The following is a 12,796-nucleotide window of genomic DNA, read 5'->3' as shown; positions in this document are numbered from 1 at the left end:
TGGGGCGATGAGAGGAACAGGTTATAATTATCGTAAGAATTTTGGTTTGCTTTTTGTCTTCTTTGCTTTCGTTACGTTATTGTATTTTGTTGTCATATTTGCAGCAAGAAATTATACAGTAAATCTCGTTAATAATGAGTTTACGAATCGCAAATCGGAGGTATTTGATTTAACATTGGTACCCTTCAATGATTTTTTTCAAAATCGTGTCCCTGAAGTTTCTTTTTATCAGGGATATCTGGATTCTTTGGAAGCAGGAAAATATGCTTACAGTGTCCTAAGCTCTTATCCATTTGTGAAAGAAATTGCATTTTACGATATGCTTTTTAGTAATGATAATAGAATACTTGCCGGCTTTTCGATCAACGGATTAAATATCAGACCTAAAACATTATCCATATTTACAATTAATAACCGCGGTTTAGATAAAAGGTATATCACTAAACGTGAAGAAATGGGACCTTTTAATGAGGAATTGAACAGTATGGGGATCAAGGTGGCAAGTTATATTGATAAATTGCAGTCCAGCTCAAAATTAACAGATCGCGACATTCTTCGTGTTTTCTATTCCACGCAACCAGGTCGTATTACTTATCTCAATATTCCGCGCATCAATGATCTACTGGTATATAAAGATATCATGGATACAAAATTAGATCATATTGTAAATTATGAACAGGATATGTTTGTCTTTAGCGTCGATCCGACCCTATTAGATGTTAAAAATATATATCCCAATCTTTATGAAAGAATTGAAGTCGTACCTATCGTACGCGCTCCTGTAACCTCCGATGTCAAAGAATATGTGACCGAAATGCTTTTACCGGGAGCTCTGGCAGATTATAAATTGTTATTTCATTCAAGCGAATCATTTATCTCAAAAGAAGTGAATCGTAGTTTTCTACCTATAGTGCTGGGCATTTCATTAGTTTATTTGATTTTATTAGTCATTTTATATTTGATTTACCGTAATTTAGAAATTAATGGTAGACTGTTTAAATTGCAATACGATTTCATTAATAATTTGACACATGAGTTTAAAACCCCTGTTAGTGTAATAAAAATAGCAGGTAACAATATTAAAAGTGCACAATATTTATCTGATGAAGAGCGTATAATGTATGGAAACATATTGGATCAGGAATCAGATCGGCTGAACAATTTGATGAACAAATTATTGTCATTTAGTCAAATTGAAAATAAAACAATCAAGCTTAAAAGAGAAGAAATTGATTTAAATACATTTGTCGATAATATTGTGGCATCCACACAATTAAAACATGCAGATTTTAAAATAACAAAAGAAATTAACGTCAAATCCAGTCTACTTGCAGATCCTGTATTATTAACAAGTGTGTTTCAAAATTTAATTGATAATGCCTATAAATATTCGGATCAAAAGAGGAAAGTATTAGATATTAAAATACAACAAAATAAAAAGAATTTTGTTATTATCTTTAGAGACGAAGGAATAGGTATAAATAAAAATGAGTTTTCAAATATATTTAAGAAGTTCTATCGGATCAAAAGTCAATACAATCAACAAGGAAGTATTGGTTTGGGTTTAGCCTTTTGTAAAGAGATAACAGAATTTATGGGGGGAGAAATTTCTGTTAAAAGTGAAATCGGTAAAGGAACTACCTTTACTCTCATTTTTTCAGTTTAAAATATAATTAATTATGAGCAAAGAAATAACTGTAGCTGTTATTGAAGATGATGAAAATCTACGCTTTTTAGTTCGTCACAGATTAGAAACGGAAGGGTACAATGTTGTTCAAACGGGGGATGGAAATGAGGCTGAAAAGTTGATTTTAGAGAAAAAACCAGATGTTGTATTGCTAGATTGGATGTTGCCAGGTAAGGAAGGTAACGAGATTTGTGAAAATATACGTAAAGCAGGATTTGAAAATATTGTTATCATGATGACTGCTAAATCTCAAGATATTGATAAGATCGAAGCTTATAGCTTTGGTGTGACGGATTACATTAGTAAGCCATTCAATATGGACGTATTAATCGCCATGATTGAAAATAAGGTTCGTTTCTTTTTACCTAAAAATACGCCTGAGATCTATCATTTTGGTAAAACTGAACATCAGCCAAACATTCACTCACTTGTGAGAGACGGTAAGAAAATAGAACTTACAATTTTAGAGAATCGTATTTTATTGCATTTTCTGCAAAATGTAGGTAAAGAAATAACACGCGAAGAGCTGATGGAAGTCGTTTGGGGGTACAGTTCAAATGTCAATACACGCACCTTAGACATGCATGTGGTTAGATTAAGGAAGAAGATCGAAAAGAATCCTGATAAACCCTATTACTTGCAGACTGTTAGGGGGTTAGGGTATAGATTTGTTGATGAAGAAGAGAATTAAAATGAATTAATGGGTTTGAATTTGTTTTGTTAAAAACAATTCTTACCTTCGTATTATAGACAGCGAGACCATGTTATCCGACAAGGATAACATGGTCTTGTTTCATTTTTGAATAATTAAGATAAAACAAATAACAATAATTATGGCAGAAGTAACTTATTACACCGCAGAGGGATTACAAAAGCTCAAGGAAGAGTTGCACTATCTTAAAACTGAAGGAAGAACTAGTATCTCGAATGCAATAGCTGAAGCAAGAGATAAAGGTGATTTGTCTGAGAATGCAGAATATGATGCTGCAAAAGAGGCGCAAGGTATGCATGAAGCAAAGATTGCAAACTTGGAAAATACGCTAGCTGGAGCTCGTTTGATTGACGAATCCAAATTAGATACATCAAAAGTATTGGCCTTATCTATCGTAAAGATCAAGAATAAGAAAAATGGCGCTGAAATGACGTATCAATTGGTGTCCGAAACAGAAGCTGATATGAAGCAAGGTAAGATTTCTGTTAAGTCTCCTATTGCCAAAGGTTTACTAGGTAAATCTAAAGGTGATGTAGCTGTAATCGATGTTCCTGCAGGTCAGATTGAATTCGAAATTATAGAAATTACAAGATAAATTATATCGGTTATGTGCGGTTTTGCCATAACCGCATATTAATAAAACGTTATATCATCATTTAAGGTTGCATTACATGCAGCCTTTTTTTATATTTGGGTTATAAACAATTGAAATATGTCTACGATTTTTTCAAAAATAGTGTCAGGAGAGATTGCTGCTTATAAGGTAGCTGAGAGTAATGATTTTCTAGCATTTTTAGATGTTAGTCCATTAGCCGAGGGGCATGTTTTGGTCATTCCAAAGCGTGAGACCGATTATATTTTCGATATCAATGACGACGAATATATGGCACTTTGGGTTTTCTCAAAGATTGTAGCTCAAGGTATCAAACGCGTTTTCCCTTGTAAGAAAGTCGGTGTTGCTGTTATCGGATTAGAAGTAGCCCATGCTCATATCCATTTAGTCCCGTTAAATAATGTTTCAGATTTAAATTTTTCTCGACCTAGATTGTCTCTTACTCATGAAGAATTTACCCAAATTGCGGAAACAATTAAAGAGTCAATTATCAATGTTACAACTGATAATTAATCGAAAACAACCTCATCTAAAAGTAGTATTTTAAATATAAATATAAAAAAAGACTATAATATATCATATCTTTGCAGTCTTATATAGAAATTATATGTCTATATGAAATGTCATAGATAGGGATTATATTATAATGACATTTTTCACAAAGTAAGTGAAAACGTAAAAAAGAAATTATGCAAGATCTTTTGTTGTCTTTTCAACAATTACTGAACCCAGAGGAATTATTAAGCTCTGGCGGTTTTTATTTAGTTTTACTCATTGTATTTGCTGAAACGGGTTTGTTTTTTGGTTTCTTTTTACCGGGAGATTATTTGTTATTTTTAGCTGGACTATTTTGTGCATTAAATAAAATTGAAGTGGATATCGTGACGCTTTGTGCAGGTTTAATTGCAGCTGGCGTACTCGGAAACTTTGCAGGATATTGGTTTGGTTATCGAGCCGGTCCTATGCTTTTCAAACGTAAGGATAGCCTTATCTTTAAGCGTAAATACGTTATTATGGCTGAAGAATTCTACCATAAATATGGTGGTACAGCTTTGATCATCGGTCGCTTTGTACCTATAGTGCGTACATTTGCACCAATTTTTGCAGGCGTTGTTAAACTCGATTTTAAGAAATTTGTAATTTTTAATATATCTGGAGCATTGCTTTGGGTACTATTATTAACTTTATCAGGTTATTTCTTAGGAATAGAATTTCCTTGGATTATTAATTATGTCGAATATATTATTGTTGGATTGATTGCGATTGCCTTCCTGCCGATCGTTATTGCTTTGATCAAACGTAAAATGAATGAAAATAAAAACAAACAAAATATACAGTAAATCAAATGAGTACACAAAATCCTTGGCATAAAGTATCTCCTGGTACAAATGTGCCAAATTCAGTAAATGCTATTATTGAAATTTCAAATGGTTCAAAAGGAAAATACGAATTAGACAAAGAAACTGGTCTTTTATTATTAGATCGCGTTTTGAGTTCTTCTGTAGTGTATCCTGCTAACTATGGTTTTATTCCACAAACATATTGTGATGATAAAGATCCATTGGATATTTTGGTAATCTGTTCTGTTGATATTCTTCCTTTGACATTGGTTGAAGCACAAATCATTGGTGTGATGAACATGGTTGATGGTGGTGAGCAAGATGATAAAATCATTGCTGTTGCTAAGAATGATCCTGTGTACAATTACATTACAGATATTGAACAACTATCTCCACATAGTATGAAAGAAATTGTTCAGTTTTTTGAAAGTTACAAAGCATTAGAAAAGAAAAATGTTGTGGTTGAAGGCGTTCAAGGCCGTGAAGTTGCACAACAAATTCTATTGGATAGTATAGAATTGTACAATAAAGAATTTGGTAATAAATAAACCCCATAATGGCCCTCGATATTTTTTGGACAGTATTTTTAGTAGTTGCAAATGGTTTTTTTGTTGCGGCAGAATTTGCTATAGTCAAAGTAAGAGCTTCACAAATTGAGCTCCAAGCAAAATCAGGAAGCAATGTTGCTAAAATTGCAAAAAATATTACAGAGCATTTGGATAAATACCTAGCTGCAACACAGCTAGGTATTACTTTAGCATCGCTAGGCTTAGGCTGGAAAGGCGAAGCAGTAATGACTGAAATCGTATCTAATCTGTTTTCTTTTTTTCAGGTAGATACTTCGCAAAGCTGGGCTAAATGGACCGGTTTTGCACTTGCATTTGGAACTATTACGTTCTTGCATGTGGTATTAGGTGAGCTTGCTCCTAAATCTATTGCTATTCAAAAACCTGTCGCGACAACAATGAAAGTAGCCGTACCATTGCGTATATTTTATTGGTTATTGATGCCATTAATATATGTATTCAATGGCTTTGCTAATTTTTTATTGAGATTAATAGGTATTCAACCACATCCTAGTGAATCTTCACACTCTTCAGAAGAACTTCAATATTTATTGGATAAAGGCAAGGAAAGCGGAGCATTAGAATCATCTGAACATGAATTGATTAAAAACGTTTTCGACTTTAATGAACGGATTGTGAAAAACATCATGGTTCCGAGAACAAAAATCGTAGCGGTTGAAGAGGATTGTGCAGCCATTGATTTTATCAATACGGTAACAGAAGAGGGATATTCACGTATTCCTATTTATGCCGATAGTATCGATCAGATTGTCGGTATCGTACACACAAAAGATATCTTACCGATCGTTATGAAAGGTAAAGAAGTGGTATTAAAGGATATCATGCGTAAGCCCTACTTTATTCCGGAAACCAAAAAGATCAATGATTTAATGGCCGAATTTCAATTGAAAAGAATTCAGTTGGCTATTGTATTGGATGAATTTGGAGGTACAGCCGGTATGGTTACTTTAGAAGATATTGTCGAAGAACTTGTCGGTGAAATTCAAGATGAATATGATGAAGAAACTCCAGTTGTTGAACGTATTTCTGAAACAGAATATATGGTGGACGCTGGTGCGAGCATTCATGATGTGAATGAATTTTTACCATTAGAATTACCAGCAAGTCAAGATTATGATACTGTTTCAGGTCTAGTAAGCGATTTGTTTGATAAAATTCCTGAAGTAGGAGAGTATAAAGAAGTATTTGGTTATACCTTTACGATTATTCGTAAAACGCAACAGAATATAGAATTTGTAAAATTGGAACTTGTTGAGTCGATGGATGATGATCAAGATAATTAGCGATTATGCAACTATTTTTTACAGAAGAGATTAAACCTGATTTTAAAAACTTTATTCTAAGTGAAGAAGAGAGTAAGCATGCCATTCGTGTGCTTCGACTTCAAGTAGGTGATAAAGTTCACTTGATTGATGGAAGAGGCGGATTGTATGAAGCTGAAATTTTGGATCCACATCCGAAAAGAACAGTTTTGACTATTTTAAATGTTAAAGAAAACTATCAGCAATCCTCCTATCACTTACATATTGCAATTGCTCCAACTAAAAATATCGATCGTTTCGAATGGTTTTTAGAAAAAGCGACAGAGATTGGCATTCATGAAATTACACCTTTAATCTGTGAGCATTCTGAGAGAAAAGAGGTGAAATTAGATCGTCTTAATAAAGTGATTGTAGCAGCAATGAAGCAATCGTTGAAGGCCTATATTCCAAAATTGAATCCTGCGATTACTTTTTCTCAATTTTGTAAGCAACAGGAATCGAATACAGCAACAAAAGTCATCGCGCATTGTATAGATAGTGAGAAACAGTATCTAAACGAAGTTTTACAATCAGAACAGCATTATATTTTATTGATCGGTCCTGAAGGAGATTTTTCGACACAGGAGATAGAACAAGCATTAAACCTGGGCTATCGACCGATTTCGTTAGGAGAAGCACGTTTACGAACCGAAACAGCAGGAATCACATCTTGTGTTGAGGTTTCTCTCGTAAACAGATCAAAATAAAAGCCGCTATCGCGGCTTCTTTTATTTTATAATTACTGCATCAACTATCGTAATTTCCGAATTACCTTTTAAAGGATCCTTGTTAAAGACCATTTTGCCTTTTAACTTGATAGGCTCTTCTGTAAATTTTATGGCGTCACCTTTTAGAAATACCTCTACCATCGGCGGGATTCCATTAGAACCGCAAAACATACATTGAGCTACAGGTAGAACCGATATCATAAAGTTTTTATGTGTCCTACCACTGGTCAACGGAACCATGTAGCCGGGCATCTCAACGATTTTATTTTCTAAGGCTTTCAACTCTGCAGGATAGAAAGGAGTATAGATCTTTTTACTGCCGCTATAAGAAACTTTATAAGCCATTTTATCAACAGCTTCCCATGTTTTATTCATCATTGGCGTATGATCGGGTGTATTGGGATCACGACCGATCTGTGCATTTGCTGTAATACAAAAGGTAATCAGTAAACTAAAGAAAGCGAGTATCTTTTTCATTATAATTGTTTGTTTGTACATTTAAAATTTGCTTTTTGCTGGGCTCTTCAATTTTTAACCTTGAAAATTCCCGTTTTATAATTCCATATTTATATGCAGAAATATTTCGAAATAGTGCGTAAAAATCTTAGTTCAGTTTGTAAAAATACAAAACCTGATGATAATATCATTTTACATTAATTGTTTGATAAAATATGCGAAATCGTTGTTTTATATGCTTTGACCGCAGGGATTAGTGCTGAAATAATACCAATTACGCAGGCTAATAACACAAAAATCAGTTCTATGGGATTAAGCTTAAATGCATCTATAAAGTCAGCACTTTGGCTTGTTTGTGTATTGATATAATAAAGCGCTATATGGGCGAAAATCAATCCTAAAAAACCACCAATTACAGTAATGACCATTCCCTCGCAGATTACCAGAGAGAAAAGTTTGAGCTTGGAAGCACCTAATGTACGCATGATCGCTAAATCATATTTCCGTTGTTTTAAGGCATTGTATAAGCTGATAAAGACACTCAATCCAGCAATTGCCATGATGATATAAGCTAATATCTTTAAAGAGTCAATTCCCACCCCTAAAAGAGAAAATAAGCGTGTGCTCTCTATAGCAGGTGAAGCGGCCTGCATTTGCGTATTTTGTGCTATATACTTAGGTAATACCGCAATTGCAGCTGGTGACCGGTACTGTACTAACAATGCCGTAATTTCAAGACCAGAAGAATGAATCATATCTGCACCAATTGATTTTACCATCATATCGGGTTCATGTTGATCCTCATCACGATGTTCCTCCTCTTCCGCTTCACCATGGTGATGGAGATGTGCATTTTTCGTCTCTTCAAGATCCTCTTTAGCCTGTGCTTCAGCAGGAGTTAATTCATGGTCATGATCGTGGTGTTCAATTCCATGTACATCCCAGACACTACTTAGACTAGTCAGAATGAGATTGTCCGTAATATTATTGTTGTATGCTAATATACCTACAACAGTGAACGGTTGATCATCATGACTATGTCCGCCTTTACTTAATCCATGTGAACTATGAATCTGATCTCCAATCTTAAGATTTTGCTTACGGGCAACATCAGTTCCGACAACAACTTCATAGTCTTTATCAAATAGCTTTCCTTGTTGTACTTTGGTTTCATACAAAGTAAGAAAGCTAGAATCCGTGCCTACTATACGATGCCCCCTATAGTTATCCCCCAATGAGACAGGAACAGCCAATTTTATTAAAGGGTTATGTTGCAATTTTTCAGCTTCAGCCAAAGGGATATTACCAGTAGGATTGTCGATGTGATAAACACTGGATAGAATCAATTGTAAGGGACTTCCTTTAGCTCCGATTACTAAATCAATATTCTTACTATTATTTTCAAGTTGCTTTTCAAAGCTATCGCTGGTTATAGAAAGTACACATAGTATGGCAACACCAAATGCAGTCAGTAATATGCTGAGTGCTGTTGATCCTATTTGTTTAATAATATTTTTCCAAACTAATTGAATAGTATTCATGCTATTTGCTATTAGGATTGAGTGTATTTAAATCGTAAGTATTCGAAAAGTTATTTTTAATTCTTTTATCATGCGTAGCGATCAGGAGGGTAGCGCCCTGTTGATCGGCAATTTCCATTAATAGTGTTAATACCCTAGTTGTATTCTGATCATCCAATGATGCAGTAGGTTCGTCAGCAATTAAAAGCAAAGGCTTATTAATAACAGCACGTGCAATAGCGGCACGTTGTAATTGGCCTCGACTTAATTCCTGTGGATATGCATGGGCTTTATCAGACAATTGTAGTTTGTCTAGCACGCTTAAAACTTCATTTTTATTGACTGTTTTCTTTGCTAAAGACTGCGCAAGCTGAATGTTTTCAAGAATAGTTAAGTTTTTCAATAAGTGGGCTTCCTGAAAAATAAAACCGATATGTTGCGATCTAAATTTATCCATTTCAGATGTGCTCATGGCATAGATATCTTTTTCATTAATCCAGACTTTTCCTGCTGTCGGTTTTGAAAGTCCCCCCAAAAGATGAAGCAATGTTGTTTTACCAGTTCCCGAATTTCCAAGAAGCAGTGTATGTTGACCTTTTTGAATTTGAACTGCGGGAAATTTGATTGGTATACCTCCTTTGTATTGGAAGGAAAGTTCCTGTGTTGCTATGATTGGATTATTTGTCTGCATAGTATGATCATTCTTTCAGATGCTAAATTTAACCTAATTCCTGCATATATGTCGAATTGTTATGACATTATTACATCATATGTTTATTAATTATTAAGGCGCACTGCACTTAACATTTTAGCTGTTAATCAATTGTTAACATGTAAAAATGCGTATAGTACGTGTAAACGATGACGTTAACAATTCTTTAACACAGCACTAATGTAATAGTAATGTTAAGGTAATGTGCACGTAATATCGCGGTAATAGATTTGCAGAAACAAAAAAACAAATAAATTGAAACCACAATTAACACTTAAGAAATTTGTTGCTACTCTAATCTTATTGGTAATAGCGACAGCTGTTTTTGCACAAGGTAGTGGAAAGTTAATAGGATCTATTACTAATAGTAAAAATGGAGAGACAATCACTGGAGTAACTGTTCGAATAATAGGTACAGCAAGAGGGGTTAGCTCAGATGTTTCAGGAAAATACAATATTCCTGGATTGTCAGTGGGTAAGTATACTGTTGAGTATGCTTTTATTGGTTATGCTACTAAGCAAATAACTGATGTAGAAATCAAAGCAGATGAAATTACAAATTTAGATGTTGTATTGGATAATTCTGAAGGTCAGTTATTAGATCAGGTTGTCATAACGGGATCATTTAAAAAAGAATCAATTGGAGCTTTATATGCGCAACAAAAAAATAGTGCATTAATATCAGATGGTATTTCAAGTGAACAAATCAGAAGATCACCAGATAAGAATACATCAGAAGCTATTCGTCGTGTCAGTGGAGCGACTATACAAGATAACAAATTTGTAGTAGTCCGTGGTTTAAGTGATCGTTACAATGTTTCCATGATGGATGGTACTGTATTACCAAGTACAGAGGCTAATCGTCGTGCATTTTCATTTGATATTATCCCTTCAAATTTAATTGATAAAATCACAATTTCAAAAACGGCAACTCCGGATTTACCTGCAGATTTTGCTGGTGGAGCAGTTCAGATTACAACAAAAGATATTCCAGATCAAAACTTTGTTTCTTTCGGTCTTGGATATGGGTATAACACAGCATCTACGTTCAAAGATTTTTTACAAACAAAGAAGAACTTCCAGAACTACTTAGGATTTGATGATGGTTCAAGTAATCTAGCTACAAATATGTATTCTAGAGAACAATATAATAAAGGATTATCAGGGAAAGAGAATAGATTAGCATTAAAATCATTACCAAATGATCTTGCTGTGCAGAATAAAACAGCACTGCCTTCACAAAACTATCAGTTCTCTTTAGGTAAAGTGAAGCAATTTGAAAACAGTAATCGTTTTGGAGCTTTATTCTCCGTTACATATAGGAATTCACAAAATATTTTGTCAAATGTTAAACGTCAATGGCACCAGTATGATTATACCGATAATCAATATAAGTTCTCTACCAATGTAGGTGCTTTAGCCAATTTTGGATACACCTATGGGAAAAGTAAGATTACATGGAAGAATCTTTACAACAGAAATTATGACAATACATACACAGATAGGAGAGGTACTGATCTTGGAACATCGTACGATGTAAAATTCTCAGCTTATGATATTATGCAAAAATCATTGTTCAAATCAACAATTGATGGTGAACATGTATTAAGTGACAGGAATGATAAAATTAAATGGACTGCTTCTTGGAGTAATATATTAAATGACCAACCCAATCAAGTTAAACTTAATTATGTAAGACCGATGGAATCTGCAAATGATCCATCTGTACCATACGCTGCAAATATTAGTTCTATCGGGAAGCAAAATGCTAGACTATTTGCCAAATTAAATGAAAATATTTATTCAGGTGAAGCTAGTTACAATTTACCGATGACATTTCTATCAACACCTTCTACATTTAAAGTGGGCGCAGGAACTAATTATAGGAAAAGAAATTTTGATGCTCGATTTATTGGATTAGAGTTGAATGGCGATGTTTTAAATACTGTTGAATTGATCAATAAAGTAACGCAATTGCCTGCTGATGAAATATTTTCTAAGGAAAATATAGATAAAAACTATTTCAATTATAAGGAGATTATGATGAATGGTGATAAGTATACAGGTAGCTCTTTGACTACTTACGGCTATGCTATGCTTGATCAAAAATTCAATGATAAATTCAGAGTAGTTTATGGTCTTCGAGTAGAAAATTATAACGTAAAAATAGACGCTCTTGATGTAGACGCGATGAAGATGGTAAGTGATGTAAATGATACGAAATTAGACTTCTTACCTTCTGTTAATTTAACATATGGATTGACCCATAAATCAAATTTCAGAGCATCTTATTACCGTACATTAGCAAGGCCGGAGTTAAGAGAATTAGCATCATTTAAATTTTATGATTTTGAGCAATTAGGAATGATTACTGGTAATCCACAATTAAAACGCGCGTCAATCAATAATGCTGATTTACGTTATGAAATCTATCCTTCTGCAGGAGAAATATTATCCATATCAGCATTTTATAAGCAATTTACAAATGCTATTGAACCAAGACGCTATGATGTAACCTCAACGCCAGATATAAGATTTGGAAATACTCCAAAAGCAAATATTTATGGGGCAGAATTAGAGGTTCGTAAACGATTGGATTTTGTAAACGAGCAATCATTCTTTAAAAATACAACCGCTTACTTAAACTTAACTTATGTACATTCAGAAATCACAAATGCTGATGATCAGATTTATTTAGAGAAAACAAGACCTATGGTTGGACAATCTCCATATGTTATTAATGCCGGTCTGCAACACACTGCTATTGATAATAAATTGAATATGAATATTTTATACAACCGCATTGGAAAGCGTATCATCCAGCCTGGAGGTCAGACCTTTGCTAGTGCATGGGAAGCTCCGCGTAATGTCTTGGATTTTCAAGTTGGATACAAAGTGATGAAAAACAAAGGTGAGGTGAAGCTGAATGCTAGTGATATCTTAAATAATCCAATCGATGTATATTTTGATAATAAAGTGAGAAATATTGAAAATGAGACTTGGTTTAAATATAAGCCTGGTGCAAATGTTTCATTATCATTTAATTATACCTTCTAAAAGATAATATAAACTTAATATTACTTTAAATCTAAAGACATAACTAAAGTATTTTTTTGTATCAAGATTTTTAAAAACTTAAA

General features: G+C 33.8%; 12 protein-coding genes. 9 read left to right on the top strand and 3 right to left on the bottom strand.

All coding sequences use genetic code 11. The features are described 5' to 3' along the window. Positions 1-7: 7 nt before the first annotated feature. The 8 genes from EDF66_RS19535 (at position 8) to EDF66_RS19500 (ending at position 6,947) form a co-directional block, all read left to right on the top strand. On the top strand, positions 8-1,666 hold the full coding sequence (locus tag EDF66_RS19535) for a sensor histidine kinase (protein WP_132844487.1): 1,659 nt from the start codon (positions 8-10) through the stop codon (positions 1,664-1,666). A gap of 13 nt (positions 1,667-1,679) precedes the next feature. Then, the gene (locus EDF66_RS19530) at positions 1,680-2,378 is read left to right on the top strand and encodes a response regulator transcription factor (protein WP_132772215.1); all 699 of its coding nucleotides are present in this window, start codon (positions 1,680-1,682) and stop codon (positions 2,376-2,378) included. Between the two features lie 142 nt (positions 2,379-2,520). Then, on the top strand, positions 2,521-2,994 hold the full coding sequence (greA, locus tag EDF66_RS19525) for a transcription elongation factor GreA (RefSeq protein ID WP_132772217.1): 474 nt from the start codon (positions 2,521-2,523) through the stop codon (positions 2,992-2,994). 117 nt (positions 2,995-3,111) lie between these two features. Continuing rightward, positions 3,112-3,525: an HIT family protein gene (locus tag EDF66_RS19520; RefSeq protein ID WP_132844486.1), complete on the top strand. Its 414-nt coding sequence runs from the start codon at positions 3,112-3,114 to the stop codon at positions 3,523-3,525. Positions 3,526-3,701: 176 nt separating this feature from the next. Continuing rightward, a complete protein-coding gene (locus tag EDF66_RS19515; RefSeq protein ID WP_132772219.1) occupies positions 3,702-4,352 on the top strand; it encodes a DedA family protein in 651 nt (216 codons plus the stop codon). A gap of 5 nt (positions 4,353-4,357) precedes the next feature. Continuing rightward, complete coding sequence (locus tag EDF66_RS19510) at positions 4,358-4,900, top strand: inorganic diphosphatase (RefSeq protein ID WP_021188159.1); 543 nt, start codon at positions 4,358-4,360, stop codon at positions 4,898-4,900. Positions 4,901-4,908: 8 nt separating this feature from the next. Next, entirely contained in the window at positions 4,909-6,222 is a 1,314-nt protein-coding gene (locus EDF66_RS19505; protein ID WP_132844484.1) for a hemolysin family protein, read from the top strand. A 5-nt stretch (positions 6,223-6,227) separates the two neighbouring features. Next, positions 6,228-6,947, top strand: a complete 720-nt coding sequence (locus tag EDF66_RS19500; protein ID WP_132844483.1) for a 16S rRNA (uracil(1498)-N(3))-methyltransferase — start codon at positions 6,228-6,230, stop codon at positions 6,945-6,947. 21 nt (positions 6,948-6,968) lie between these two features. On the opposite strand, the gene EDF66_RS19495 is transcribed toward EDF66_RS19500, so the two are convergent. The 3 genes from EDF66_RS19495 to EDF66_RS19485 all read right to left on the bottom strand — a co-directional run bounded on the left by EDF66_RS19495 (position 6,969) and on the right by EDF66_RS19485 (position 9,635). Next, the gene (locus tag EDF66_RS19495) at positions 6,969-7,445 is read right to left on the bottom strand and encodes a hypothetical protein (RefSeq protein WP_132844481.1); all 477 of its coding nucleotides are present in this window, start codon (positions 7,443-7,445) and stop codon (positions 6,969-6,971) included. A 176-nt stretch (positions 7,446-7,621) separates the two neighbouring features. Continuing rightward, positions 7,622-8,965 carry an ABC transporter permease gene (locus EDF66_RS19490; RefSeq protein WP_132844479.1) on the bottom strand — a complete coding sequence of 448 codons (1,344 nt, stop codon included), beginning with the start codon at positions 8,963-8,965 and terminating at the stop codon, positions 7,622-7,624. A gap of 1 nt (position 8,966) precedes the next feature. Further along, positions 8,967-9,635: an ABC transporter ATP-binding protein gene (locus tag EDF66_RS19485; RefSeq protein WP_132844478.1), complete on the bottom strand. Its 669-nt coding sequence runs from the start codon at positions 9,633-9,635 to the stop codon at positions 8,967-8,969. 276 nt (positions 9,636-9,911) lie between these two features. On the opposite strand from EDF66_RS19485, the gene EDF66_RS19480 reads away from it, so the two are divergent. Further along, positions 9,912-12,713, top strand: a complete 2,802-nt coding sequence (locus EDF66_RS19480; protein ID WP_132844476.1) for a TonB-dependent receptor — start codon at positions 9,912-9,914, stop codon at positions 12,711-12,713. The last annotated feature ends 83 nt before the right edge of the window (positions 12,714-12,796 follow it).

This window comes from Sphingobacterium sp. JUb20, from assembly GCF_004342035.1.
GTDB classification, from domain to species: Bacteria; Bacteroidota; Bacteroidia; order Sphingobacteriales; family Sphingobacteriaceae; genus Sphingobacterium; species Sphingobacterium anhuiense.
The sequence above is the reverse complement of the archived record's forward strand: the minus strand, read 5'-3'. Positions and strand labels throughout refer to the sequence as shown.